At 48.2% G+C, this 25,115-nt stretch carries 24 protein-coding genes and 1 pseudogene; 15 read left to right on the forward strand and 10 right to left on the reverse strand.

The window, feature by feature from the left end; translation table 11 throughout:
- Positions 1–82: 82 nt before the first annotated feature.
- Genes mutS through NZM01_10990 form a run of 3 tightly spaced genes read left to right on the forward strand, consistent with a single transcriptional unit; the run spans position 83 to position 3,679 of the window.
- Entirely contained in the window at positions 83–2,572 is a 2,490-nt protein-coding gene (gene mutS / locus NZM01_10980) for a DNA mismatch repair protein MutS (GenBank protein ID MCS6960557.1), read from the forward strand.
- A gap of 52 nt (positions 2,573–2,624) precedes the next feature.
- On the forward strand, positions 2,625–2,972 hold the full coding sequence (locus NZM01_10985) for a LapA family protein (GenBank protein MCS6960558.1): 348 nt from the start codon (positions 2,625–2,627) through the stop codon (positions 2,970–2,972).
- 5 nt (positions 2,973–2,977) lie between these two features.
- Positions 2,978–3,679, forward strand: coding sequence for a segregation/condensation protein A (locus tag NZM01_10990; GenBank protein ID MCS6960559.1), 702 nt, complete (start codon positions 2,978–2,980; stop codon positions 3,677–3,679).
- Here the strand turns inward: NZM01_10990 and NZM01_10995 are convergent.
- Together NZM01_10995 and crtD are read right to left on the reverse strand one after the other, a co-directional pair.
- Positions 3,660–4,745 carry an SUMF1/EgtB/PvdO family nonheme iron enzyme gene (locus tag NZM01_10995; GenBank protein MCS6960560.1) on the reverse strand — a complete coding sequence of 362 codons (1,086 nt, stop codon included), beginning with the start codon at positions 4,743–4,745 and terminating at the stop codon, positions 3,660–3,662. The genes NZM01_10990 and NZM01_10995 overlap by 20 nt on opposite strands.
- Positions 4,742–6,214, reverse strand: a complete 1,473-nt coding sequence (gene crtD, locus NZM01_11000) for a C-3',4' desaturase CrtD (protein ID MCS6960561.1) — start codon at positions 6,212–6,214, stop codon at positions 4,742–4,744. The genes NZM01_10995 and crtD overlap by 4 nt, the downstream gene beginning before the upstream one ends.
- Positions 6,215–6,349: 135 nt before the next feature.
- On the opposite strand from crtD, the gene NZM01_11005 reads away from it, so the two are divergent.
- Both NZM01_11005 and NZM01_11010 read left to right on the forward strand, forming a co-directional pair.
- Positions 6,350–6,712, forward strand: a complete 363-nt coding sequence (locus NZM01_11005) for a Uma2 family endonuclease (protein ID MCS6960562.1) — start codon at positions 6,350–6,352, stop codon at positions 6,710–6,712.
- Positions 6,690–6,842: a hypothetical protein gene (locus NZM01_11010; GenBank protein MCS6960563.1), complete on the forward strand. Its 153-nt coding sequence runs from the start codon at positions 6,690–6,692 to the stop codon at positions 6,840–6,842. Before NZM01_11005 ends, NZM01_11010 begins: the two co-directional genes overlap by 23 nt.
- A gap of 80 nt (positions 6,843–6,922) precedes the next feature.
- On the opposite strand, the pseudogene NZM01_11015 reads toward NZM01_11010, so the two are convergent.
- The 3 genes and pseudogenes from NZM01_11015 to NZM01_11025 all read right to left on the reverse strand — a co-directional run bounded on the left by NZM01_11015 (position 6,923) and on the right by NZM01_11025 (position 9,332).
- Positions 6,923–7,422, reverse strand: a pseudogene (locus tag NZM01_11015) (Uma2 family endonuclease).
- 684 nt (positions 7,423–8,106) lie between these two features.
- Positions 8,107–9,105, reverse strand: a complete 999-nt coding sequence (gene gmd, locus NZM01_11020; GenBank protein MCS6960564.1) for a GDP-mannose 4,6-dehydratase — start codon at positions 9,103–9,105, stop codon at positions 8,107–8,109.
- Between the two features lie 2 nt (positions 9,106–9,107).
- Positions 9,108–9,332: a DUF2811 domain-containing protein gene (locus NZM01_11025; GenBank protein MCS6960565.1), complete on the reverse strand. Its 225-nt coding sequence runs from the start codon at positions 9,330–9,332 to the stop codon at positions 9,108–9,110.
- Between the two features lie 356 nt (positions 9,333–9,688).
- Here NZM01_11025 and rodA point away from each other — a divergent pair, with 356 nt between their 5' ends.
- The 6 genes from rodA (at position 9,689) to NZM01_11055 (ending at position 15,910) form a co-directional block, all read left to right on the forward strand.
- A complete protein-coding gene (rodA, locus tag NZM01_11030; GenBank protein ID MCS6960566.1) occupies positions 9,689–10,918 on the forward strand; it encodes a rod shape-determining protein RodA in 1,230 nt (409 codons plus the stop codon).
- Positions 10,919–10,942: 24 nt separating this feature from the next.
- The gene (locus NZM01_11035; GenBank protein ID MCS6960567.1) at positions 10,943–12,019 is read left to right on the forward strand and encodes a GNAT family N-acetyltransferase; all 1,077 of its coding nucleotides are present in this window, start codon (positions 10,943–10,945) and stop codon (positions 12,017–12,019) included.
- 92 nt (positions 12,020–12,111) lie between these two features.
- Positions 12,112–14,664, forward strand: coding sequence for a cyanophycin synthetase (gene cphA, locus NZM01_11040; GenBank protein ID MCS6960568.1), 2,553 nt, complete (start codon positions 12,112–12,114; stop codon positions 14,662–14,664).
- Between the two features lie 70 nt (positions 14,665–14,734).
- Positions 14,735–14,914, forward strand: a complete 180-nt coding sequence (locus tag NZM01_11045) for a chlorophyll a/b-binding protein (protein MCS6960569.1) — start codon at positions 14,735–14,737, stop codon at positions 14,912–14,914.
- Positions 14,910–15,365 carry a signal peptidase II gene (gene lspA, locus NZM01_11050; protein ID MCS6960570.1) on the forward strand — a complete coding sequence of 152 codons (456 nt, stop codon included), beginning with the start codon at positions 14,910–14,912 and terminating at the stop codon, positions 15,363–15,365. Before NZM01_11045 ends, lspA begins: the two co-directional genes overlap by 5 nt.
- Entirely contained in the window at positions 15,347–15,910 is a 564-nt protein-coding gene (locus NZM01_11055) for a pyridoxamine 5'-phosphate oxidase family protein (GenBank protein ID MCS6960571.1), read from the forward strand. Before lspA ends, NZM01_11055 begins: the two co-directional genes overlap by 19 nt.
- On the opposite strand, the gene NZM01_11060 is transcribed toward NZM01_11055, so the two are convergent.
- A complete protein-coding gene (locus NZM01_11060) occupies positions 15,907–16,449 on the reverse strand; it encodes a pentapeptide repeat-containing protein (protein MCS6960572.1) in 543 nt (180 codons plus the stop codon). The two genes, NZM01_11055 and NZM01_11060, sit on opposite strands and share 4 nt — an antisense overlap.
- 81 nt (positions 16,450–16,530) lie before the next feature.
- Between NZM01_11060 and cysC the strand changes: the two genes are divergently transcribed.
- Complete coding sequence (cysC, locus tag NZM01_11065) at positions 16,531–17,082, forward strand: adenylyl-sulfate kinase (GenBank protein ID MCS6960573.1); 552 nt, start codon at positions 16,531–16,533, stop codon at positions 17,080–17,082.
- Here the strand turns inward: cysC and NZM01_11070 are convergent.
- Together NZM01_11070 and alaS are read right to left on the reverse strand one after the other, a co-directional pair.
- Positions 17,018–18,340, reverse strand: coding sequence for an OB-fold nucleic acid binding domain-containing protein (locus tag NZM01_11070; protein ID MCS6960574.1), 1,323 nt, complete (start codon positions 18,338–18,340; stop codon positions 17,018–17,020). The two genes, cysC and NZM01_11070, sit on opposite strands and share 65 nt — an antisense overlap.
- A 3-nt stretch (positions 18,341–18,343) precedes the next feature.
- Positions 18,344–20,956: an alanine--tRNA ligase gene (gene alaS / locus NZM01_11075; protein MCS6960575.1), complete on the reverse strand. Its 2,613-nt coding sequence runs from the start codon at positions 20,954–20,956 to the stop codon at positions 18,344–18,346.
- Between the two features lie 99 nt (positions 20,957–21,055).
- Between alaS and NZM01_11080 the strand changes: the two genes are divergently transcribed.
- Genes NZM01_11080 through NZM01_11090 form a run of 3 tightly spaced genes read left to right on the forward strand, consistent with a single transcriptional unit; the run spans position 21,056 to position 23,607 of the window.
- Positions 21,056–22,048: an NAD(P)/FAD-dependent oxidoreductase gene (locus NZM01_11080; GenBank protein ID MCS6960576.1), complete on the forward strand. Its 993-nt coding sequence runs from the start codon at positions 21,056–21,058 to the stop codon at positions 22,046–22,048.
- A 13-nt stretch (positions 22,049–22,061) separates the two neighbouring features.
- A complete protein-coding gene (lgt, locus tag NZM01_11085) occupies positions 22,062–23,000 on the forward strand; it encodes a prolipoprotein diacylglyceryl transferase (protein MCS6960577.1) in 939 nt (312 codons plus the stop codon).
- 31 nt (positions 23,001–23,031) lie between these two features.
- A complete protein-coding gene (locus NZM01_11090; GenBank protein MCS6960578.1) occupies positions 23,032–23,607 on the forward strand; it encodes a DUF2232 domain-containing protein in 576 nt (191 codons plus the stop codon).
- On the opposite strand, the gene NZM01_11095 is transcribed toward NZM01_11090, so the two are convergent.
- Positions 23,604–24,455: a hypothetical protein gene (locus NZM01_11095; protein MCS6960579.1), complete on the reverse strand. Its 852-nt coding sequence runs from the start codon at positions 24,453–24,455 to the stop codon at positions 23,604–23,606. The two genes, NZM01_11090 and NZM01_11095, sit on opposite strands and share 4 nt — an antisense overlap.
- Positions 24,456–24,464: 9 nt before the next feature.
- A complete protein-coding gene (locus tag NZM01_11100) occupies positions 24,465–24,977 on the reverse strand; it encodes a FecR family protein (protein MCS6960580.1) in 513 nt (170 codons plus the stop codon).
- Positions 24,978–25,115: the final 138 nt, after the last annotated feature.

The following is a 25,115-nucleotide window of genomic DNA, read 5'->3' on the forward strand; positions in this document are numbered from 1 at the left end:
TTAAGTTAGCACATTTTGTCTCCCGCTTCCAGTCCATCCCAAACATGGATTATAATTTGGGGCTAACCCCTTGGCTCTGTGTATGGCTATTAAACTATTGCTGGAATCCGCTGCCGTGGACATCAATCAACTTACCCCCATGATGCGCCAGTACATGGAAGTCAAGCGGGCTTACCCCCACACGATCGTTCTATACCGTCTGGGAGACTTTTACGAAGCGTTTTTTGAGGATGCGGTCTTCATTGCTAAAGAACTGGAATTGGTTTTAACTGGGAGGGAAGCAGGTAAAGACATCGGCAGGGTAGCTATGGCGGGGATTCCCTTCCATGCCCTCGATCGTTATGTGCGGCAGTTATTGGCAAAGGGAAGAGCGGTTGCCATTTGTGACCAGATGGAAGATGCCAGTCAGGCTAAGGGGTTAGTGAGAAGAGAGGTAACAAGGGTTATGACTCCTGGCACAGTAGTGGAAGAAGAAATTCTCTCCGCTAAACAACATAACTTTCTCTGTGCCATCATTAATAGTAATGACAAATGGGGTTTAGCCGCTACGGACATTTCTACGGGGGAGTTTTTTACAACGCAATTGCAGAGTAATGAACAGTTGGTACAGGAACTCTTGCGTCTGCAACCAGCGGAAATTCTCTATCCTGTGGAGGTGCCTAATTTCAACAAACAGGATTTACCTGATTTTTTACCGTCACAGTTTTGTTACACTCCTTTGTCAACCTCAGCTTTTGCCCTCGTACCAGCGCGGGAAAAATTAATGCAACAGTATAAAGTCCGTTCACTGGAGGGTTTCGGCTGTGAGGATTTACCTTTAGCCATCCGATCGGCGGGGGCAATTCTCGCCTATTTGGCAGAAACTCAAAAAAACACACCTCCTGTCTTACAACCTCTGTTCACCTACACAGTCAGCGATTATTTGATCCTGGATCATCAAACCAGAAGGAACTTGGAAATTACCCACACAGTCAGGGATAATACTACTACAGGTTCTCTCCTCTGGGCACTCGATCGCACTGTTACAGCTATGGGGGGTAGGTTATTAAAACAATGGCTATTGCAACCCCTAAAAGATATAAGACAGATAGAGAAGAGATTAGACACGATCGAGGAACTACACAACCATCTGCTGCGCAAAAAGTTACGGGATTTGCTGGAGGGAGTGTATGACATAGAGAGAATTGCAGGACGGATTAGCTCCAACACCGCTAATGCCAGGGACTTAGTAGCCCTGGGGCAATCCCTCGATCGCTTATCTGCCATCAGTCAATTACTCCAGCAGTGCCAAACGGAATATCTGCAAACGTTACAACATCTGCCCAAATCTTTACTAGCTCTGGCTGACAGAATACAGACGACTCTAGTAGAGAATCCACCCATTAGTTTGACAGAGGGTGGTTTAATTCGTCCAGGGGTCAACAAAGAACTGGATGAGCTGCGGCAACAGCGCCAGGATGACATTCAATGGTTATCAGAATTAGAGAAAAGAGAGAGGGAGAGAACAAACATTCCTACGCTGAAAGTTAGCTTCAACAAGGCTTTTGGCTATTACATCAGTATCTCTCGCGGCAAGAGTAATCTAGCTCCCCCCGAATACATCCGCAAACAGACTCTGACTAATGAAGAGCGTTTTATTACTCCTGAACTGAAAGAGAAAGAAACTCGCATTCTGCAGGGGGAAGCCCAGCTAAATCAAATGGAATATGATATCTTTGTTGACCTGCGTCTGCACTGCGCTAAACACATTGACCTAATACGTACTGTTGCCCGATCGGTGGCGGCTATAGATGTTTTGTGTAGTCTGGCTGAAGTCAGTGCTAAATACAATTACACCCGTCCCATCTTGCACGATAGAAACAGGATTGAAATCGAACAAGGTCGTCATCCTGTGGTGGAACAGACGCTCCCCCCTGGCTTTTTTGTGCCCAATTCTGTCTGTTTGGGCGAAGGTAGCCCTGATTTAATTATCCTCACGGGACCGAACATGAGTGGCAAGAGTATCTTTCTCCGTCAGACAGGTTTGATTCAATTATTGGCTCAGATAGGCAGTTTTGTCCCTGCTCAGTCAGCCCGATTAGGTATCTGCGATCGTATTTTTACCCGTGTGGGGGCAGTGGATGACATTGCCACAGGACAATCGACTTTCATGGTGGAGATGAACGAAACTGCTAACATTCTCAATCATGCCAAAGAGACTTCCCTAGTTTTGTTGGATGAAATTGGCAGGGGTACTGCTACTTTTGATGGCATCGCGATCGCTTGGTCGGTGTCGGAATATCTGGCAAAACACATCAGGGCAAAAACCATCTTTGCTACCCACTACCATGAATTAAATGAGCTAGCTTTAGTCTTGCCAAATGTTGCCAACTTTCAGGTAACCGTGCGAGAGTTAGAAGATGAGATTGTCTTCTTACATCAAGTGCAGCCAGGTGGGGCAGATAAATCCTATGGGATTGAGGTAGGAAGATTGGCGGGTTTGCCACCCCAAGTCATCAAACGTGCCAGAGAGGTGCTAGATTGCATCAGTGCCCACAGTCATATTGCCCTTGGCTTAAGAAAAATTGATTGAACAAAGGGCAACAAAGGTCGTACTATAGAGGCGAAGTTTAGCAGATAAGTCAATGCGGCAACTCACCTTCCTATTTTTTTTCCTTGTCGTCTTAATCCTGGTCTTTTTTGGCATGGAAAATACTGAAACTGCCACAATTTTTCTTTATAAGGAGAAGGACATCAAACTACAAGCCCCGATCGCGATCGAAATGATTCTGGCTATGGGTGTGGGGGCGGTTTTAGCCTGGCTATTTGCGGTCTGGACAGGTCTGCAGGAATCAGTGGCACTGAGTGATAAAGAGAAACAAATCAAAGCCCTACAAAAGAAGGTAGAAGAACTATCAATTCAGGCAGAAAAACATCAACTGATGTTACAAGGTGCGATCGATGTGGAAGTAGAAGATAAACCTAAGGGCTAAGAGTTATGCTACCAGAGTCTGTGACGAAAGAAGCAATCGCGTTATTGATTGAGTTAGCCGAACGGGGGGAGATTGATCCCTGGGATGTGGATGTAATTGCTGTCATCGATCGGTTTCTCTCTCGTTTGGTTGACCACGATCGGCAGGGTTTGTATGACTCTGGTCAGGCAATTTTGTATGCATCCATGTTGTTATTGTTAAAGGCGCAAACCATATCTCCCCCCTCGCCCCAGGAAGCAGACAAGCTAATAGAAGAACAACTGACAGATGAGCTAGCAGAAGGAGAGAAATTACCGATCGATTGGGAAAAACACATCCGTCGTCGTGGCACTGCTCCACCTCCCCTGCGCAAAGTTACCCTCCAGGACTTGATTGGTCAGATTGAACAGATAGCGGCTGAAATCAACAAAGAGCGTCGCCCTCGTCCCAAGAGCAACAAAAAGGTCAGTAAGGCGCAGATCAAGGCAATCAGTCAGTTAGCCCACAAGGAAAATCTATCGGAAATTGCTGCTAGCTTGGAGAATTTTTTGCAAAATAACTCAGGGGAATTTACTATTACAGAGTTAGCCAGCCTGTTCCATGACAAAGTAGGGATATTTTGGGCATTACTTCTGCTGTCCTCCCAGTCCAAAGTAGTATTAGAGCAAACAGAGTTCTACGGTGAAATAACAGTGAAAGCTATCATTGCTAACCAGATGCAGGCATAACACACCTGATACCCACAAAAATATTGCGGATATGGGGATGATACCAATTTCTAAATGTTGGTCTGACAGTCCATTTTTGGCTTTGCCAGGATTTACCCCTCAATACAAAATGTTGGTCATCGAAGTAATTAGCTGAATAGCCTTGGTAGGGGAAAAATCGGAACCCTGGATAAGCATAGAACTTAGTCTGCGTCCACTGATAAACATAGTTGTAGTCAGGCAAGAACTGATAGCTTAATTCCCACTCTGACTCCGTTGGTAATCTTTTGCCAACAAATTTAGCATAGGCTTCCGCCTCATAAAAACTCACGCCATAAACAGGATGGTGGTCAGTTAATCCCTCTCCCTGCCAAAATCTTGGTCTAAAAACTTCGGGCTGTTGTTGTCGCCACTGCCAACCTTCTCTTGACCACAGTTCCTCCCGATCGTATCCCCCCGCCTCTATGAATTCTCGGTACTGCCCTCTAGTAATGGGATGTACATCGATCGTAAATTCATCCACATACTGACAGAAAGGTTGCCGTTCATTGTCCAATGCCCAAAAATCATCGCTCCCTTGGGTAAATTCTCCCCCAGAAATAGTGACAGTCCTGCCAACAACTGCCGCGGGAATTACTGGTGGTATACCTACAACTGGGTGACCTAACATGTGCAGGACATAACAAATAATCTCCCGATGTTGACTTTCATGTTGCAAGAGAAAAGCTAGTAGTTTATATTGCTCTGCACCAAATCTCTGGGACAAATTCTTGACTAACTCCCGTACCTCCTGGCAGTATTCTATGATGTCAGCTAGGGGAGGCAGACAGGAACGATTAGACTTAGGTAAATTCTCCACCGAGAAATAACTCTTCGCCTCAGGTATTGATAATTTGGACTGCCATTCCCCAGGTAACAACCATAAAGACTCAGTGTAGGCAATGTGACCTAAATGCCAACCGATCGGGCTGAATTCTGGATGAGCCTGCACATAGCATATTGATTCCTCGACCTGTGTAAAAATAGCTAGAGTATGTTGACGACAAGCCGCCATTTCTGCTAACAAAAACTCTGTGCTGATATTCATCGTTTATCCTGGGCTAAAATTTGTCTGAAAGTTGTCCATGCCGAATAGCTTACACCCGCTGTTCCTTCCCCTGGATGGGTAGAATCTCCTACCAGCCACAGACCCTCCCAAGGCGTACGATTGGCAAAGGCAAAGGGGCCAAAAGTATTTACCCGCATACCCACACCCCCCACAATCCCTGCCCACCGATCGGTATATCTAAGAAATGTCCTCGGCGTAGCTGCTTCTACATGCACGATATTCCCTTCTAAATTAAAGAACTGGTTTAATTGCTTAATTGCTCTTTGTGTAAAAAATGCCTTTTGCTCCTGATAGTCTGCCACCTCTTGCCATAAATCGATCGGTGTGAATTCCGAAGCAATGATAGTGCGCCTGCCCAAGGGTGCTCTGCCATCTCCTGGCTTACTCACAGAGACAAACAAAGACCGATCGGTGTCATAGCTATCCAAAAGCTGTAAATGGGGGGGACAATCGGCAGGAACAGCCGCCTCTTTCACACCCAGATAGACAACAAATGCCCCCCAAGGATTAGGCAGAGATTCCACTCTTTGACGATAGCCATGCTTGGGCGATAACTGTAATAGCCTCACTAAATTCTGCACCGTGACATTAGCAACCACATAATCAAATTCTGCTTCTACAAACGACTGCCCCTGCTGTATAGTAAGAGTCAATTTCTTACCTGGTTTAATTTCTTTGACACGATGGCGATACTTGATTTTTCCCCCATATTTTGCCAGAGCAAACAACAACCGATCGGATAATACTTGCATACTTCCCTGCAAATGAAATAGACCCAAAGGTGCCTGGGAGACAGCCAGAGTAGTAGCAGCATAGAGCAAAGCAGTTTCTTCCGCGTTGACTTGAGAGTAGAGCTTTAATTGTAGGTCGAGAAATGTGCGCAAGCGCCGATCGTTATGCAAACCAAATCCCCTTAGAGCATCCCCCACCGTACAAAAAATGTAGGGCATAGTGCCGACTGTATCCCAGCGCAGTGCCTGCAGTAGTTGTTGTAAATCCCACAAATTGCGAGGAGGTAAAACAGGGTCACGGACTTGAAAACGCCAACTCCGCTCAAACAAATCCTGCAAAAATTGCCAAAACAATTCACTGCCAGGAAACTGTTTGTTTCTTTCTTGGTGCCACTTAACCCGATCGTGCCACACATTTACAGGCGTAGTTTCTTGGGGGAGAAAAACCGCACAAGCTGGGTCACAAATAGTTGCCTCAGGTAGAGGGACAGCAAGGAGCTGAAAAATGCGATTGTGAATTCCCCCTGGTTCCAAACCCGCTACCTGCGTTGCCCCCACATCAAAAACAAATTGCCGTCGGCGAAATGTAGAAGCACAGCCCCCTGCCACCATTGCCTGTTCAAATACAGTGACTTCGTAGTCCTCTTTTGCCAACAAAGCCGCGGCTGTCAAACCGCCAATACCTGCACCAACAACTGCAACTTTTTTCTTTGGCATCCCCAAAATTTTATCTTCTTTCTCATGATGGGGAAAAATGGCGCCTGCGTAAATATCTACAGGCAGATTCTCTCTAGTGAAGTGAAGCCAAATTACTTTATAGTAGATATGGGGAATTAGAGCTTACAAGTTTTGATGGTTAGTATCCAGAAGGAATGGACAGATAAAGACTTCATGAATCTGCCAGAGGATGGGCAAAGCTACGAATTAGTCAATGGAGAACTGGTTGTCATGGGTACAGCGGGTGCTAGGCATGGTTACTATGCCGCTTTAATGACTTTCTTTCTTGCTGCCCATTGTCGTGCCCATAGGACAGGAATTGTTTTCGATGCTGACACTTCTTTCAAGATGGCTTCTAGCAATCTTCGCTCTCCCGCTTGTGCTGTCTTTAGCAGAGCAAGGCTCAAAGCTTTGGGGGGTATTCCCAGTGGTTACATCAGCGGTGCCCCTCCCTCACCTAAAAGACGAAAGCGCTTTGATCACAACTGGTCTCTATAGTTTTGTCCGTCATCCCATCTACAGCGGCGTCATCTTTCTGGCTCTAGCCTATGCCCTATGGCTAGCAAATATTTCTCACTTAGTCGGGGTGCTAGTGTTATTCATCTTTTTCGACCACAAAGCCGCCTAGGAAGAACAATGGCTGACCAGCAAGTTAGCAGAGTATGAAGAATATAAAGGATCAGTGAAGAAATTACTGCCTGGCATATACTAAATTGCTGAGGGGGTAGGAGCAGGGAAACTAACTTTGTCATATAAGTCCGGCAAGACTATGGTTAGTGCCACCGTTTGTAAATTACAAACATCTTCCATTACTTTATCCTGTTCAATCGACATATACTCGGCAAAAGTGGCAATCGTCCGATAGACAGCAAACTTCTCACCACAATCTTAACTCCTGGTGGAATCTGACAAAACTTCAGCAATTAATTTTATATAGATGATTGATCACAGTATCTTGTTTTCCCTCTTGCAGTTGGAGTGGCTCTCCTGTAACCATGACATCAGGGTAGGTGTACATCTGACGATCGGGAATCCACAGGCGCTGGTCTGCGACAAAGGCACGGTCGGGTTTCCCCCGCAGGGCAAAGTTAAGGCTTGCTGCTAAGTTCAGGACAATTAAGTTGTGATTAGGTCATTTCTCTGATTTCTCCAGCGATGTATTCATGGCGTAACTCAGACTCCAGCTCCAGATATTCCTGGGGGGAAATTTTTTCTTCTGTAAGGCTACCATGATATGATTTTCTCCTAAATTTGTCTATGACCTTATTTTAATTGACTGTTTGGAGATTTATCATTTTGCTAAACAGCAGTTCTCCAATTAAAGACATTAAACTGAGGACTTGCCTTGGCGACGGCAGGGAGCATAGATTTTGATAATTAAAGTTCGCCGTGTTGATTAAGGAGGTATCCAAACCTCAGCGGATATTGACTTCGAGCTAAACCAGGGGGAAATTGTCACTCGCAGGGAACCGAATGGGTCAGGTGCCTATCCGATCGGGGTCAATTCTCTAGCGAAGTCAACTACTCCCCACAAGCGTCTGTCTTTGGGGATTGCCCATTGTCATTCTGCAAAAACAAAAAATTCAGATCAGACCTTTGTAGCATTGCGGTAGATGAAGATGTTTACTTCCTTTCCCCGCTTGCAAGCAAGACAGCATTGACTAGCAGTTAAGATGAGTGAGTGATTGTCAGAGGTTAGTTGCTATTAAATCCTTACTATGCTGTCTGCCCCTTGCACCATCCACCTTGCTGTTCTCCGCTAATCTTTTTCCCCATTTAAGACAGCTAAATTGCTCACATCCCGTCTTATCTAGTTCTCCCAGCTTCTGAGAGGAGGCAATTATTTCTTTATGGGTATATACTACCCCCCACCGGGGAAGATGTAGGGGGAATTAGTTTTTAATGCCAACCTTAGCCAGGTCAGCGTCCACCATAATTCGCACTAACTCTTTGAAAGTTACACGGGGTTGCCAGCCCAATTTTTGTTTGGCTTTAGTGGCATCTCCCAACAGCAAATCTACCTCAGAAGGACGGAAGTAGCGGGGGTCAATTTCCACATAGTCTTCCCATTTGAGGTTGACGTAACTGAAGGCTTCCTCTAAAAACTCCCTTACAGAGTGGGTTTCCCCTGTGGCAATGACAAAATCATCGGGTTCTTCCTGTTGCAGAATTAGCCAAATTGCCTCCACATAATCTTTAGCATATCCCCAGTCCCGCTTAGCATCGAGGTTGCCCAGATAGAGTTTGTCCTGTTTCTTCGCCAGGATATTGGCAATCGCCATGGTAATTTTACGGGTAACAAAAGTATGCCCGCGGCGGGGAGATTCGTGGTTAAAAAGAATACCATTGGCTGCAAACAGACCGTAGGCTTCCCGGTAATTAACCGTCTGCCAGTGGGCATAGACCTTAGCACAGGCATAGGGACTGCGGGGGTAGAAGGGGGTAGTTTCCCGTTGGGGCACTTCCTGCACTAAACCAAACATCTCGGAAGAACCCGCTTGGTAAAACTTCACTCTCCTACCAGTGTGTTGTTGATAATCTCTGATTGCCTCCAGGAGGCGCAGTGTCCCCATCGCCACAGTATCGACAGTATATTCAGGGGCATCAAAACTGACCCGCACATGGGACTGGGCACCCAGATTGTAAACTTCTATTGGCTCCACAGCTCCCAAAATTTTGCGTAGGGTAGTGCCGTCTGTGAGATCGCCGTAGTGGAGAAAAAGTCTGGTATTGGGCAGGTGGGGGTCCTGGTAAAGATGCTCAATGCGGCTAGTGTTAATCAAAGACGATCGGCGAATAATGCCATGGACTTCGTAGCCCTTGTCCAGCAGTAGTTCCGCTAGGTAGGAGCCATCCTGCCCTGTGATACCAGTGATCAGCGCTTTTTTCATAGCTAGAAAGTGTGTTGGAAGAGAGCGTTGAGGTAAACTTTAGCGGCATTGCGGTAGTTCTTGGCAGCAGATACTGTTTCTGAGGTTCCATTTTGCAACAAAAACAGGGAGAGGGCAGCGCAGAAAACCCGGTCTTGGTCCCAATCGGGGTGGGACTCCAGGTAATTTTGCAGCGTCTCGTACAGCTCCTCAGGGATTTCAGCCAGGATGCTCACACGGGTAGTCATGGTGGTTACTCCAACTCGTCATTTTGGAATGGCGGGCTTTTATTTTGTGACCTTTCCCCCCCGTTGTCAACGCAGGCTTGGTTTGGCTGTTGCACCCAAGACACTACAGAGAATCTAGGTTTTGACTGGTTTGCCGCAACATTCCCTCACATTTTCCCTAAGGGACAAGTTTTCCCCAGACCCGCCTCCCCCGATCGCAGAAAGCCGTGACATCAGTGACCTTGACCAAGTTTAACTGCATTCGCCCTGTGGAAAACTAGGGCAAATCTGTGGAAAAACCTGTGGAAAACTTTCTCTGGCACAGGCATAAAATTTAAGAAAATTTAGCCCAATAATGTTAAGAGTTCTTAACCTACATGAACTTGAGCAGGTACAAAGGTTTTTGGGAGTGGGACTGGTGGCTGATAGCTCCCTGTCTGGGCTTAATAGGGATTGGCGGAGCAGCTATCTATAGCATCAACTACAACAATCCCCCCTTGGGGAATTACTGGTGGCAGCATCTCCTGACGGGGGGCGTGGGGCTAATCTTAGTTGCCTGTCTCCGTCAGTGGCATTATCCCCATTTACTAACTTGGCACTGGTTGATTTATGGATTGACTAATGTCAGCTTAATCTTGGTGCTGCAGTTTGGGGTAGTTGCTTCAGGGGCGCAGAGTTGGCTGAATTTGGCAGGATTTCATGTACAACCCTCGGAGTTTGCCAAAATTAGCTTGATAATCTCCATCGCTGCTCTCCTGCACAAGCAGTCTGTACAGAGAGTAGGGGATTTACTGCGGGTTTTACTGGTAGTTTTACCCCCCTGGGTCTTGGTCTTGGTGCAACCCGACCTGGGTACAGCAATAGTTATTTTGGCAATCACGATGGGAATGCTCTATTGGGCGGGGACACCCTTAAGCTGGCTACTACTGATGTGTTCCCCCTTAATTTCCGCTTTAATTTTAGCCTTCTCCCTCCCCCTCTGGTTTGTCTGGATTGGCGGGATTGGGGCAGTGGCTTTTTGGTCTAGTTCCAGTCGGCGGACACCTGTGACAGTGGCTGCTGTCATTGTCAATTTAATTAGCGGTGAGTTGGGGAAGATAGCTTGGCATCTGCTCCATCCCTACCAACGACAGCGCCTAGTTTTATTTCTTAACCCCGATCAGGACCCCTTAGGGGGTGGGTACCACCTAATTCAATCCCGGATTGCCATTGGGGCGGGACAACTGTGGGGGCAGGGGTTTCTGCAAGGCTCCCAGACCCAACTCAGTTTTATCCCTGAGCAACACACTGATTTTGTGTTTTCCGCCATCGGCGAGGAGTGGGGCTTTGTCGGCAGTATGATGGTGCTTGCCCTTTTTTTTGTGCTTTGCTGCCGCCTATTGCTGATTGCAGTTACCTGCCGTTCCAATTTCGGCTCCCTGTTGGCGATCGGGATGCTTTCCTTAGTTTTTTTCCAGGTGTGTGTCAATGTGGGGATGACGGTTGGGTTAGCCCCTGTCACAGGTATTCCTTTGCCCTTCCTTAGCTATGGGCGGGCGGCCCTCCTTGCCTATCTGCTGGGTGTGGGCATCGTCGGCTCTGTGGGCAACCAAGGGAAAATCTGCTAGAATAGTAAAAACAGGGTGGCTGTTATGGAATTCCCAGTAGCGGGGGTAGTGATTCGTCCTCTACAACATCGTGACCTTACCCAGGTTGCCCACTTACACCAGGTGGGGGCAGCGGCAGACCTAGACATAGAGGAGTGGATTGGTTTAGTGCGCCGTGCCAGTTGGTTACCCTGGCAAAAGGTTTCCCAAGCCTACGTGGGGGAAATAAACGGAGAAATTCAGGGGTATATCCTAGTGCTGCCTGTAAATGATAGCCGCACCACCTGGCGAGTACAACAGATTGTAGTGAGTCCAGGGCAGCTCTACAGCTTGGGCAGTCAGTTGATTCGGCACTGCTTGGAGTATTGCTGGGAAGCGCGGATGTGGCTGGCGGAGGTAGACGAGCAGGCAAGAGACACGATCGCTCTCTGTCGGCAGAATGGCTTTCAGCCCCTTGCCCATCTCACAACCTGGGTGATTCCTGCCCCTGTTCTAGCAGCTTTGCAAGAGCACACACCAGCTCTGCCGAATTTATACCCTATTGGCAATGTAGATGCCCCCCTGCTCTACCAGTTGGAGAACGCGGCGATGCCGCCCCAGATTCGGCAGGTCTATGATTGGGGAGTGCAGGACTTTCGCCATAACCCCCTAGTCAAGTTCTGGCACCACAGTCAGTTGTTCCTGTCCCAGCGGCAGGAGATTACAGGGTATGTCTATGAAAGCCAGCGGAAAGCTGCGATCGCTTCCTTCCGTCTACTATTGCAGCGGGTCAAGGAAGACCAGAGTGCTACCCACCAGCTGCAGTTGACTGTCCACCCTGCCTATACTTGGCTCTACCCAGAGATGATTGCCCAGGTTGCTCAGATTGTGATACGCCATCGTCCTGCAGCCCAGGATGCTCTTACCCTAGTTTCGGCGGACTACCAACCGGAGCGGGAGGACTATCTGGAAAAAATCGGGGCGACGCGGTTGGGGCAGAAGGTACTATTAGCCCGATCGGTTTGGCACAAAGTCAGGGAAACTAAGCCGGTTTTAGAGGGATTACAGTTATCGCGGGTATTGTCGAGTCTGCAACCGGCACAAAAACCAGTACCTGGTAGGATTGAAGCCGAAGCGGAATAGACCAACTGTATCCTAGGTTTTGTTGCTTTTGGTACAGTAGTTTACTCCATCTACAGTAGTATTTAGATTTGGATGTTCTCCGGCGATTTTCTATGAAGATTCTCAAAACACAGGCACTGAGGGGACCGAACTTTTGGCACATCGATCGCCACCAGTTGATTGTGGTGCGCCTAGATTTGGAAGGGAACATCCATCATTTGGAGCGGTTTTACCGGGAGTTAGAGCAGTGTCTGCCCCAGATTGATACCCGTAGGTTTCCCCTGACACAGGAGGGCGTAGCCCAGGCAGTGGCGGAGGTTGCCTTGGAGTTACAGCGCATGGCGGGGATGGAGGTAGAGTTTGCCACGGCACGAGCAACTAGCGATCGGGATGTATATAATTGTGTGTTTGAGTACCAGTACGAGGAATGTGGGCGTTATGCAGCGCGGGCGGCGGTCAGGTTGTGTCAGGATGTGCTGGAAACGGGGACTTATAAAGAACTAGAGGATGACCGCAAGGACTTAGAGGAAATTAAGCTAGATTCCCAGCTGGGACCGAGTACGGATTCTATTGTGGCAGAGGCTAAGGCACGGAAAATTCCCTGGCTGGAACTGGGCAGCAGAGCGATGATTCAACTGGGGTATGGGGTCTATCAAAAACGCATCCAGGCAACCCTGACCGATCGTAGTGGCATTTTGGCGGTGGAGCTGGCTTGTGATAAGGAGGGGACAAAGCGGATTCTCCAGGATTCGGGGATTCCTGTGCCCAGGGGGACAGTAATTAAATCGCTCAAGTACCTAGAGGATGCCATTGAGGAGGTAGGGGGTTTCCCCATTGTGGTTAAACCACTGGATGGCAATCACGGTAGGGGGATCACGATCGATGTGCGCAGTGTAGAGGAGGCGGAGGCTGCTTTTGCCCTAGCCCAGCAGGTATCAGATGGGGTGATTATTGAGAAATTCCACCGGGGTAGAGATTATCGCGTGTTGGTGATCGATGGACGGGTGGTGGCGGTAGCAGAACGGGTACCTGCCCATGTGATCGGTGATGGGCGCTCGACAATTGCAGAATTAGTGGAAATTACCAACCAAGACCCCCGGCGGGGTGTGGGGCACGACAACGTTCTGACTAAGATTGTGGTTGACCAGACCAGTTTAGCTGTCCTCAAGCGCCAGGGATTTACCCTAGAGAGTGTACCCCGATCGGGGGAAGTGGTCTACTTGCGGGCAACGGCGAATTTGAGTACGGGGGGTATTTCCGTCGATCGCACGGATGAGATTCACCCAGAGAATGTGTGGCTATGTCAGCGGGTGGCACGGATTATTGGTTTGGATATTGCAGGGATTGATGTGGTTACCCCTGATATTCGCCAGCCGATTCGGGCAACGGACGGGGTAATTGTGGAAGTCAATGCGGCGCCTGGGTTTCGTATGCACACTGCCCCCAGTGTGGGATTGCCCCGCAATGTGGGTGAACCGGTGATAGATATGTTGTTCCCGCCGGGCAGCCCCTGTCGTATCCCAATTATCGCAGTGACGGGCACAAACGGCAAGACTACAACCACTCGCCTAATTGCTCATATTTTCAAGCAGACGCATAAAGTAGTGGGCTATACCACCACCGATGGCATCTACATTGGTGACTGGTTAGTAGAGAAAGGAGACACTACTGGACCCTACAGTGCCCAGGTCATTCTGCGGGACCCCACGGTGGAAGTGGCGGTATTAGAGACGGCGCGGGGAGGAATTCTACGGTCAGGTTTAGGTTTCGATCGAGCGGATGTGGGGATTGTCTTGAATGTGCAAGCAGATCACCTGGGTCTGGGGGATATAGACACGATCGAGGATTTAGCGGAATTAAAGAGTGTAGTGGTGCGGGCAGCAGCAGGTTACGCTATTTTGAATGCCGAAGACCCCTTAGTAGCGGCAATGGCAAAGGTAGTGACAGCGGAAGTGGCATACTTTTCCCTTGACCCCCATTTGTCTTTAGTACGGGAGCACGTGCGCCAGGGAGGGATAGCAGCGGTATATGAGAATGGCTATCTCTCGATCGTGAAGAACGGTTGGACAATACGCATAGAACAGGCGGCTAATGTGCCCTTGACCCTGGGGGGCAAAGCAGAATTCATGATTCAAAATTGTTTGGCGGCGGTGTTGGCTGCCTATGTGCAGGGCGTGAGAGTTGAGCAAATCCGCAAAGCCTTGACCACTTTCGTTGCTTCTGCTGACCAGACCCCTGGGCGCATGAACCTGTTCAATATGGGTAAGTTTCACGTCCTGGTGGACTACGCCCACAATCCCGCGGGCTACCGTGCCATTTCCGGGTTTATCAACAGCTGGCAGGGGGAAAAGATTGGTGTAATTGGGGCACCGGGCGATCGACGCAATGCGGACATCGAAGAACTAGGGGAATTAGCAGCGGAGATGTTCGATCGGGTGATTATTAAAGAGGATAGTGACCGTAGGGGCAGAGAGCGCCATGAGGTGGCAGACTTGTTATGCCGCGGGATCACCCATGTCAGCCCTAATTTCCCCTATCAAATTATCCTCGATGAAAAGGAAGCGATTACTAAAGCTCTGGCAATTGCCCCCGATCGCTCCTTGGTGGTCATCTTCCCAGAGAAGGTGGATCAAACGATCGAGATTATCAAAAAAGCCATGCCCTGATTATGCCTGGGAGGGATTGTCTGGACAGAGGGGCAGGAGTAACATAGGGAAGAGAGTTTTAGTAATGATCATGACGGAACCGAGCCAACTGCCGCAGATAGAAGACCCCAAATTTGGCTTTAATACCTATGCGGAGCGCTTAAACGGTAGGGCAGCAATGGTAGGGTTTGTACTTGCCCTGGTGATTGAATACTTTACCCATCAGGGTGTACTAGCTTGGTTAGGCATTATCAATCCTGCCAATTATTAGTAGAAGCAATCGATCGTTTTGGCTAGTGGCGGGAGCTGGTCTGGCTATAGACCAGGTGACTAAGCTATTGGTAATGAAACTGATGGAGCTGCATCAGAGTATTCCCCTGTGGAGGGGTGTCTTCCATTTGACCTACGTGACTAATACAGGGGCAGCCTTTAGTTTATTCAGTCAAAATCCGATCGGTTTGAAATGGATTTCCCTGCTTGTGAGTTTGGGATTGGTGATCTTAGGCTGGCGGGCAAGGAATTGGCACCCTTGGGAGAAAGTAGGATTCGGTCTCATTTTGGCGGGGGCAGCGGGCAATGGCATCGATCGATTTTTATACGGTTATGTCATTGATTTTTTGGATTTGCGCTTAATTCGTTTTCCTGTGTTCAACGTAGCTGATGTGTGCATTAACTTAGGATTAGCTTGTCTTCTAGTCTATCTATGGCAGCATCCCCGATAGCCCCTTGGCGCTCACCCCTAGCCCGTGCCCTCCATTATCACAAGGAACCCCATGCCCGTTACGTCCAGTTAGCTACTGTTTCCCCCCAGAGTTTGCCCCACAATCGCACAGTAGTATTTCGTGGTTTCCTCAGAGACACCGATACCCTGCAGTTTATTACCGATCGCCGTTCCGCCAAAGTTCAGGACATTAAAGCTCATCCCTACGGTGAGGTGTGTTGGTATTTCCCCAAGACAAGGGAACAATTTCGCATAGCGGGTAGTTTAAGACTGATAGATACTGCTGACCCCGATCGCACCGCCCTGTGGCAAGCGATTTCTGCCAAAGCCAGAGCGCAATTTTTCTGGGCAGAGCCAGGAGCACCTCGACAAGCCGCTACAGAGTTTATAGAGACCTGGGCGGGCTTAGACCCCCCTGACAATTTTTGCTTATTACTCTTACAACCAACTACGGTAGACCACCTACAACTGCGAGGCAACCCCCAGAATCGCACTCTCTACAAGTGGGAAAACAATCAATGGACTGTTACTGACATCAATCCCTAATCACAGCCCAAGGACTCTCTGGTATCAACTCCTGTCACAGGATTTTTCCCCTTTGCCCGTTGGCAGAGCCATCGCACCTGCCCAGGATCAAGAATAGCGCCAGTAAAGTCGGCTCCTTCAATTTGGGTAAAATCAAAGCGACTGCGCAAAAGGATCGTATCAACAAGAATGGCATCTCTGAGGTCAGCATTAGCAAAGTCTGTCTGATCAAGCATGGCATAACTCAAATCCGCCCCCCGCAAATTGGCATTACGCATAATCGAGGCGCTGAAGACCGCTCCCTGTAACTGGGCATAGGAGAAATCCGCTCCCTCCATATTGGCATTGGCAAAACCTGAGCCTCGTAAATTTTGATAGGAGAAATCCCTGCCCTTCAAACTGCCATGACTGTAGGGTAAAGCCGCTGCCTCTAAACTCTGTACCTGTCCCCAGCAACTAAAGATGAGCAGTAAAATAACTACAGCCCTAACAAGATGATGAAACCCTTTCGGCTGTGGCTTTGTAACAAGGATGCTAACTTTCCTAGGGATTAATGGCATACAGGTTCGCTATAAATGGTTTTTGGGTTATTTTAACTTATTTCTGCTAACCTACTTAGTCAGTCTGCAATTAGAATCATCATGCAAGATCAAGGTCTGACTTTGTGGTTTACTGGGTTGAGTGGTGCGGGAAAAACAACAATTTCCCAGCGGGTAGGAGAGCATTTGCGGCAGCAGGGCAAAAGGGTGGAAATTTTAGATGGGGATATAGTGCGTAAACATTTGACCAGGGATTTGGGCTTTTCTAAAGCCGATCGGGATGAGAATATCTATCGTATTGGCTTTGTCGCTCATTTGCTGTGTCGGAATGGGGTGTATGTTTTAGTGGCAGCTATTTCTCCCTACGCTGATGCCAGGCAAAAAGTCAGAGAAATGATCGGCAGCAATTTTGTGGAAATTTATGTGAATGCCCCTTTAGAAGTGTGCGAAGCCAGAGACGTCAAGGGTCTGTACAAAAGAGCCAGGGCAGGTGAGATTAAATATTTCACTGGTATCGATGACCCCTACGAACCACCCACTGACCCCGACTTGGAATGTCACACAGATAAGGAAACGATCGAGGAATCAGTTACGAAAGTGTTGCAGTTGTTGGCATTAAGGGATCAGCAAAGACGCGAAATCCCCCTGCTGTAAGGGCTTGGCGGGTAGTCTCCACATCCCGCACCCAGAATTGATTGCCAAGACGCACTGCCTGATTGAGTCCTTCCACCTGAGCAATAATGGGAATCCTGCCCCCACTGTAGTTCTTGAGAATCTCCCGCAGACGATGCAAAGTCTGTATATCCAATGCCTGTTCCCTGGTCAATTCTAACCGCATCATACTGACCTGTTCAATCTCTGCCATGTCATCTACCACTAGTTGTACAGACTCGTCTTTACGATCGACCTTACCCCAAACAATCACTCTATTATCTTTGCGTAGATACTCTTTTACCTTCTTGTGTACTTTGGGAAACACTACTGCTTCCAGCTTACCACTGAGGTCTTCGATCTGTAAAACTGCCATCTGTTCATTATTCTTCGTCAGGATATTTTTCAAGTCTGTAATCATCACGATCGCTGTCACGGTCACAGTTTCCCTGACTTCTTGTAGGTCGCTGAGGTTGACAGGAGCTAGTAACTTCACAGCAGGACTAAGGGCTTTCAGGGGATGAGCGGACAGATAAAAACCAAGTAATTCTTTTTCCAATTCGATCTTTTCCTGGGGTAAGTAATCGGGTATGTCAGGGGGGGCAGGGGGTTCGTCCACAAAGGTTTCCTCTCCCGTTGCTACCATCATGTCAAATAAAGAAACCTGGCCTGAGGCTTTGTCCTTTGCCCGCCGTGATGCCCAAGTTAAAGTTGGTTCAATGTTGGCTACGGTCTGTTTGCGGTTGGGATGTAACCGATCGAATGCTCCTGCTTGCACTAGGGCTTCCAATGCTTTTTTATTCAGGGCACGGCTGTCTACTCTTTTGCATAAATCCCCCAAAGATGTAAAGGGTCTCTCTTTCCTGGCGGCTAAAATTGCCTCGATCGCTCCCATACCCAGATTTTTAATGGCTGCTAGACCAAAGAGAATGTCCGTGCCGCGGGGTGTGAAATAAACGTCAGAGGTGTTGATGTCGGGGGGTAAAACATTGATGTTCATGTAATGACAACTGGCAATATATTTCTGCACTTTATCGGTGTCATCACTGACAGAAGACAACAAAGCAGCCATGTACTCTACCGGATAGTTGGCTTTTAGATAGGCAGTCTGGTAGGTGACATAACCATAGGCAACACTGTGGGACTTGTTAAAGCAGTTAGAGGCAAAGATACCCCCCTGGATTAAAAAATTGTGCTCATGGAGCAGACCGATGTCATATACAGGCAGAAAACCGATCGGTTCTTTTTTGACTATCTTCATCTTCTAGGTCAATTGTTCCTGCAGTTGTTGACGGGCAGTGGCGAGAGCTTCTGGTAAACGATCGGTGTCTTTTCCCCCTGCCTGAGCAATGTGGGGACGACCCCCACCCCCACCCCCACAAATACGGGCTATCTGACCAATGAATTTGCCAGCCTGTAAACCCTTGGCAGTTACCTGCTTACCAAATGCTGCTACTAGAGCTACTTTCCCTGCCTCTGGCACCGAACCTAAAATGACTGCCCCCTTGTCCCCCAATTTTTGGACCAATTTTTCTGCCGCTGTCTGTAAAGCGTTTCCATCTAAGCCGTCTAACCGATCGATAATCACTTGATATGATGCCACCGTTTCTGCCTTGGTCAACAACTGCTCCGCTTTCAGTAGGGCTAACTCCCGTTTGAGATTCTCTGTCTCTTTCTGTTGTTGTTTCAGAGCGTCTTGTAGCTGAGTCACCCGATCGATAATTTCTTCTGGTTTAGCCTTGAACCGATCGCTTAACTCTTTGGTAATTTGGTCTCGCACTGCCAAGTAATCCAGAACCGCCTGCCCCGTAACTGCTTCAATCCTTCTAATACCCGCAGCTACCCCTGTTTCACTGACAATTTTGAACAAGCCAATCTCCGCCGTGTTGTGCACATGGGTACCACCACAGAGTTCCATGGACACCCCAGGAAAATCAATCACCCGTACTTCCGCACCGTATTTTTCACCGAACATTGCAATCGCACCCTTGGCTTTGGCTTCCTCTAGGGGCATGACCGCCACCTGAGCCGTGTGTCCTTCCAAAATCCATTGATTGACCTGGGCTTCCACTTGTCTGATCTCTTCCGCAGTCAGAGGACGGGGTAAATTAAAATCAAATCGCAGTCTTTCACTGTCCACTAAAGAACCTGCCTGCCCAATTTGGGGGTCAACAATCTTCTTTAATGCTGCCTGCAGTAGATGGGTAGCGCTGTGGTGTGCCTGGGTCCTGCGTCGTGTAGAAAAAAGAACCGCTGCTGTTACTGTCTCCCCTACGCTAATTTGTCCCTCTTGTACCACGCCAAAGTGTAGGAATAAATCCCCTTGCTTCTGCACGTCCTCGATCGTGATCACCCCCTGTTTGCCCCTGATTTCGCCCTTGTCTCCCACCTGACCCCCCGATTCCGCATAAAAAGGCGTAACATCCAAAACCAGTTGGACCCGATCGTTCATTTTGACTAACTCTTTCTGCTCTCCCTCCTGCACCAAAGCTAATACCTGTCCCTGGCATGTCAGCGTGTCATAACCGACAAAGCGCGTCGGCGCTAACTGAGCATCTAGCTCTTGCCAGACCTTCTCCCCCAGTAAATCAATCTCCGTGTGGGCTTCCTTCGATCGCTGTTGTTGCTGAGCCATAGCGCGGTCAAAGCCTTCCCGATCGACAGTCAGTCCTTGTTCAGCAGCAATTTCTTCTGTCAACTCCAAGGGAAAACCATAGGTGTCATAAAGAGTAAAGGCATCCACTCCTGCAATCTGTTTTGCCGATCGAGCCAGAATTTCCACCAGCAATTTTTCACCCCGTTCCAAAGTTTGCCGAAAACGGTCCTCTTCCCTTGTCAGTTCTTCTTTGATGGTATTGGCTTTGTTTTGCAGTTCAGGATAGGCAGAGGCTCCCAGGGCGATCACTTGGTCTGCCACAGTTGCCGTAAAAGGTTCTTCTATGCCTAATAGCTTGCCATAGCGCACCACCCGTCTTAACAAACGGCGCAGGACATAACCCCTACCCACGTTGCTGGCAGTAATGCCGTCCGCCACCATATACACCACCGCCCGCATATGGTCACCCATGACTTTGAAGTGGGTCTTTGTTTTATCATCACTTTTGTGGTAAGGGACTCCCGCAATCTCACTGATTTTGGCAATGATGGGAAAGATGAGGTCAGTTTCGTAATTATTCGGTACACCCTGCAAAACCTGGGCCATCCGTTCCAAACCCATGCCCGTATCAATGTTTTGTTTGGCTAAAGGTGTGAGATTTCCCTCACTATCCCTGTTCAACTCCATGAAGACCAGGTTATATACTTCTAAAAAACGCCGATCGTCTTCTAGGTTAATCTGTTCCCCCGCTTCTGGGTGAAAGTCATAGTAAATTTCGGAACAAGGACCACAGGGACCAGTTGCCCCCGCTGCCCAAAAATTGTCTTCTCCTAAGCGCTGGATGCGGTGCGCAGGGATACCGATTGTATCCCGCCAAATTTTGTAAGCCTCATCATCTTCATAAAACACACTGACAGCTAAACGATCGGGGGGTAACTGAAACACTTCTGTCACCAATTCCCAGCCCCAACTGATAGCTTCCTTCTTGAAATAATCACCGAAGCTAAAATTACCGAGCATCTCAAAGAAAGTATGGTGGCGGGCAGTTTTACCTACGTTCTCAATGTCGTTAGTACGCACACACTTTTGTGCCGTTGTCACTCTGGGGTAGGGCGGTTCTTCTTGGCCTAAAAAAATCGGCTTAAAGGGCAACATCCCCGCGATCGTTAGGAGTACGGTGGGGTCAGAAGGCACTAGGGAAGCACTGGGTAAAACTTGATGTCCCTTTTCTTCATAAAACTTTAGAAATCTTGTCCTAATCTCCGCACCCGTGAACGCCATAGTACCTGCCAACCTCTGGGTGTATATTATATCTGCAGACAGCTAGCCCAGGGGGGAAACTTTTGCGTAGTATAGTGAAGCAGGTCAAACCGATCGTCTATGAAACTCTCCAGTAAAAATCTCCATGAGCGCACGGATGTTCTCTATGATGCCATCGTAGCAGGCGGTGGGGCAGGGGGTCTCTCTGCTGCTATTTATCTGGCGCGTTATGGCTTGAAGTGCCTTGTGATTGAGAAGGGCAGGGGGCGTTCTTTCTGGATGCAGGAATTACGTAACTATTTTGGTGTTGACCCCACTACTCCAGGAAGAAAACTGCAAAAACATGGCATGGAAACCGCCCTCTCCTGGGGAGCGGACTACCTTATGGGGTACGTAGAGGATGTAGCCGATCGGGGTGACCACCTAGAAGTGAAGGTAAAGGTAGGCAAGCAAAACAGTATCTATCCTGTGTTCAAAGCTAAGTACTTGGTAGCAGCTACAGGGATTATTGACATCCTGCCTCAGCTAGAAGACATGCAAAACGTCTATGATTACGCGGGTTACACGCTGCACGTGTGCATGATCTGTGATGGCTTTGACATGTGGGACCAGAAAGCGATCTTGATCGTGGCTAAGGAATCGCAAATAGAGGCAGCTTTTGTCCTTAGTTGGTTCACACCCTACATTACCGTCCTCACCCATGGTCTATTTACGGTCAGTGAGGAGATGAAACAAAAGTTGAAAGAGCATGGCTATCCCCTCATTGAAACCCCGATCGCCCGTTTTTTGGGGGAAAATCACCAGTTGCAGGGGGTAGAGTTTGTTGATGGCACGCGCATTGAATGCACAACGGGGTTGATCAACATGGGATCGAAGTATCACAACCACTATCTCAAGGGTATTCCTGAGTTGACCTGGGACGGGGAGAATCTAGTAACCGATGAATTCTGTCAGACTACTCACCCCCGTATCTTTGCCGTTGGCGATTTGAAAAAAGGATTAAATCAGGTCTCGATCGCTGTTGCCGATGGCACCCTAGCTGCTACCAAGATTTGGCGGAACATTCGCCGCAGTACTCCACCGCGCAAGTGGTTGGAAAATATCCCTGCCTAATTAGTCTGGGGAAATGGTTTTCACTTCTCCTGGTCCCATCCTGTTTTCCTGGGGGGGGTTCACGATCAGGTGGTATGGTTTCCTGATTGCCCTGGCTTTGATTGTGGGGACATGGGTATGTCAGCGGGTAGTGCAGGTGCGGTTTAGTCAGAAGTGGGGGCGGGAGTGGCTAGTGGTTGTTGGTCAGACCAACCTTTGGCGTAACTACTGGTTAACAGTGATTCCCCAACGGTGCAAATACTGGCAGCAGATCGCCGATCGGGTAGGGGATTTAGTGTTTTGGCTGGTGGCGGGGGCACTGCCGGGGGCGCGGGCTTACTATGTTGCGTTTAAGTGGGATATTTACCAAGATGTTTGGAGTACTGTTAACTTTTTGGGCATCAACTTAACTGTGCCTGCGGCTGTGGCAATTTGGGAAGGGGGAATCGCCATCCACGGGGCAATTTTGGGGGGGGCAGTAGCTCTGTTGTTATTTGCCTGGCGCTACCGCCTCAACTGGGTAACTTTGGCAGATGGCATTGCTCCGGCTTTGGTATTAGGACAGGCGATCGGTCGTTGGGGTAACTTTTTTAACTCAGAAGCCTTTGGTGCACCCACAAACTTACCCTGGAAGTTGTACATTGCCCCGCCCCATCGTCCCCCTGAGTACGCCGACTATGAATATTTTCATCCTACATTTTTGTATGAATCTCTTTGGAATATTGGTGTATTTGTCCTATTATTGATTGTGTTAACAAAATATCCCCGTGCCAAAGACGGTACACTAGCACTTTTGTATTTGGTTTTCTACAGTCTTGGTCGCATTTGGATCGAGGGTTTGCGAACTGATAGCTTGATGTTAGGGAATTTCAGAATTGCCCAACTAGTCAGTTTAGTAGCGATCGTGGGGGGGATAGTGGGATTATACAGGCTGTACGGTGGGATGAGGCTGTTACAACGTGCTCAAAGTTAAGCCCCCTTTAGCAATAGTAGAAACTGCCTTTATGGCAAGTACAACAGCAATGTTGTTTTTAATTAACTACTACTTTCCTGTCGGTCCCCTGTTGCGGATGTTTTTCCCTACGCCTATCGCTTTGATTTTCCTGCGGTGGGGATACAAGGCGGCGTGGAAATGTGTGATTGTCGCTGTTTTGTTGTTGACTTTGCTGATGGGACCAACACGGAGTATTCAATTTTTTATCCCCCATGCCTTCGTTGGTTTGTTTTTGGGCTATAGCTGGAAACGGGGTTTGCCCTGGGCAGTCACATTGTCGATCGGTTCTCTGCTCAACACCCTAGGAGTTTTCTTTCAAGCGGCATTGATTTCTGTCCTGGTGCAGGAAAACGTCTGGCTTTACTTCATCATTCAAATTACTCAACTCCTAACTAATATCCTGCAGTTTTTCGGTATCATTAATCCCCCTGGTTTCTGGGCAGTACAGACTTTTGCTGTCTTTTCCATCATCTGTGCTAATTTCTTTTATCAATGTCTAATTCATGTGGGAGCTTGGTTATTACTCGATCGCCTAGGCACACCCATTCCTTCTCCTCCCCGCTGGGTGGAAAATCTGTTTCTCTAAAGACGACGGGAGCGATATTTAAGGATTTCTTGGGGAACATCGAAGATAGACCTACCATCAGGGTGTACAGGAATAAGGGGATTGACTCTGCCTGGTGTGGTCAACAGAGGAGCTTCTGAGCCTGGTCGGAAGGGCAACGTGCTGCGGGGGCTAAACAGGGGTTCATAAAAATTATCAGGAAATTCAGGTATGTCTGGCATGGGGGGCAGGTCAGCAATCGCAAACAGCGATCGGTCTATCTCTTGTCCATTTGGCGGAAAGATTACTTCTATATTTTCCCTTGGCGTGTCTGGCATAGTCTTGACGGAGCTGAGAAAATCGTAGACAAAAGCATCGGAGTCAATTACACCGTTTTGATCACTGTCTTCTCCTAGCACCGTGCGCAGACTGCCGTAGAACTGGGGGTTAGCAGGCAGAATGACAGATACTGCTGCATTATCATCTAATCCTTCAAATTCTGTATAGCCCAAAAAGCGATTCTCCGGATCGAACAGTCTAATAGTAATTCGTTCAAAGGGTTCAATACCCCGAATAAACTTTGCCCTTTGATTGATAGGAAAGACAAAATCCCCCACAAATCGTTCTGGCATATAGACATTGTTTCTCTTTCTCTGCCAGGCAATACGGACGATTACCTCCTTTAGCTGGGGGTTATTCTGTCTGATACTGAGAATAAAATTGCCCCGGTTGGTCAACAATCTCTGGCGTAGGGGAAACCTAGTATTGGGGAATAGGCTGTTGTGGGTAGCACGCAATTGATTAAATCTTGCCTGGTCTGTCTCAAAACCGCGAAATGCCCATCCCCGCAGATTTCTAACGTATTCCCCCCGTGATAGCTTTGCCCGCACTACTCCCTGCTAACCGGGTTCCATAAAACACTTATCACCAGCTTCCATTGCCCATTTGTGAGGGTCTGTGGGGGAGGTTTTGGTAAATTCCACTCTGCCATCTAGGACTTGGTATGCTTCTGTGCCATTCTCATTCACCGTTAAGATGTAGGTCGTACCCCTGACTGCCGCTGTCACACTACTAGTACAGGCTGATACACCACTGACCAGGATGCTACCCTGTTGCAATTGCACACCACATTCCCCCACCGTGAATCTTGTATTCCTGCCTAGCCTGGCAATCGCTTTGTTGTCAAAAGTCAATTCTGCCCTCGCTATGCCTGTACGTACCTGCTGATTGCGCTCTGCTACATCTCTTAACTTTGCCTGTCTTTCCTGAATGAAGACTTGATTTCCTTCCAAAATTGCCGTCACAGTTCCCCTCTTGACCGCTACCTGAGCAATCGTTTTTCCCGCTGTGACCACAAGAATAAAAGCTGAGAGAAAAATAGCTCCTGATTTTGCAGAAATAAGTGAGGGCATGGCCATTCTTCAACTGTATGCAAATATACTAGCAGCATTGTGCTACTGGGGAATCATGTACTTTTGTAAAACAACTGGGAAGAAAAACTAAAAAAAAGTCATTTCCTTAAACTTTCGTTATATTGTTCAACTTAACTA

Source organism: Pseudanabaenaceae cyanobacterium SKYG29, assembly GCA_025055675.1.
GTDB lineage: Bacteria > Cyanobacteriota > Cyanobacteriia > Pseudanabaenales > Pseudanabaenaceae > M5B4.

What these genes read in the sequence shown, in the direction of transcription:
- mutS (MCS6960557.1), top strand. Translation starts at nt 83, where the DNA reads ATGGCTATTAAACTATTGCTGGAATCCGCTGCCGTGGACATCAATCAA.
- NZM01_10985 (MCS6960558.1), top strand. Translation starts at nt 2,625, where the DNA reads ATGCGGCAACTCACCTTCCTATTTTTTTTCCTTGTCGTCTTAATCCTG.
- NZM01_10990 (MCS6960559.1), top strand. Translation starts at nt 2,978, where the DNA reads ATGCTACCAGAGTCTGTGACGAAAGAAGCAATCGCGTTATTGATTGAG.
- NZM01_10995 (MCS6960560.1), bottom strand. Translation starts at nt 4,745, where the DNA reads ATGAATATCAGCACAGAGTTTTTGTTAGCAGAAATGGCGGCTTGTCGT.
- crtD (MCS6960561.1), bottom strand. Translation starts at nt 6,214, where the DNA reads ATGCCAAAGAAAAAAGTTGCAGTTGTTGGTGCAGGTATTGGCGGTTTG.
- NZM01_11005 (MCS6960562.1), top strand. Translation starts at nt 6,350, where the DNA reads ATGGTTAGTATCCAGAAGGAATGGACAGATAAAGACTTCATGAATCTG.
- gmd (MCS6960564.1), bottom strand. Translation starts at nt 9,105, where the DNA reads ATGAAAAAAGCGCTGATCACTGGTATCACAGGGCAGGATGGCTCCTAC.
- NZM01_11025 (MCS6960565.1), bottom strand. Translation starts at nt 9,332, where the DNA reads ATGACTACCCGTGTGAGCATCCTGGCTGAAATCCCTGAGGAGCTGTAC.
- rodA (MCS6960566.1), top strand. Translation starts at nt 9,689, where the DNA reads ATGAACTTGAGCAGGTACAAAGGTTTTTGGGAGTGGGACTGGTGGCTG.
- NZM01_11035 (MCS6960567.1), top strand. Translation starts at nt 10,943, where the DNA reads ATGGAATTCCCAGTAGCGGGGGTAGTGATTCGTCCTCTACAACATCGT.
- cphA (MCS6960568.1), top strand. Translation starts at nt 12,112, where the DNA reads ATGAAGATTCTCAAAACACAGGCACTGAGGGGACCGAACTTTTGGCAC.
- NZM01_11045 (MCS6960569.1), top strand. Translation starts at nt 14,735, where the DNA reads ATGACGGAACCGAGCCAACTGCCGCAGATAGAAGACCCCAAATTTGGC.
- NZM01_11055 (MCS6960571.1), top strand. Translation starts at nt 15,347, where the DNA reads ATGGCAGCATCCCCGATAGCCCCTTGGCGCTCACCCCTAGCCCGTGCC.
- NZM01_11060 (MCS6960572.1), bottom strand. Translation starts at nt 16,449, where the DNA reads ATGCCATTAATCCCTAGGAAAGTTAGCATCCTTGTTACAAAGCCACAG.
- cysC (MCS6960573.1), top strand. Translation starts at nt 16,531, where the DNA reads ATGCAAGATCAAGGTCTGACTTTGTGGTTTACTGGGTTGAGTGGTGCG.
- NZM01_11070 (MCS6960574.1), bottom strand. Translation starts at nt 18,340, where the DNA reads ATGAAGATAGTCAAAAAAGAACCGATCGGTTTTCTGCCTGTATATGAC.
- alaS (MCS6960575.1), bottom strand. Translation starts at nt 20,956, where the DNA reads ATGGCGTTCACGGGTGCGGAGATTAGGACAAGATTTCTAAAGTTTTAT.
- NZM01_11080 (MCS6960576.1), top strand. Translation starts at nt 21,056, where the DNA reads ATGAAACTCTCCAGTAAAAATCTCCATGAGCGCACGGATGTTCTCTAT.
- lgt (MCS6960577.1), top strand. Translation starts at nt 22,062, where the DNA reads ATGGTTTTCACTTCTCCTGGTCCCATCCTGTTTTCCTGGGGGGGGTTC.
- NZM01_11090 (MCS6960578.1), top strand. Translation starts at nt 23,032, where the DNA reads ATGGCAAGTACAACAGCAATGTTGTTTTTAATTAACTACTACTTTCCT.
- NZM01_11100 (MCS6960580.1), bottom strand. Translation starts at nt 24,977, where the DNA reads ATGCCCTCACTTATTTCTGCAAAATCAGGAGCTATTTTTCTCTCAGCT.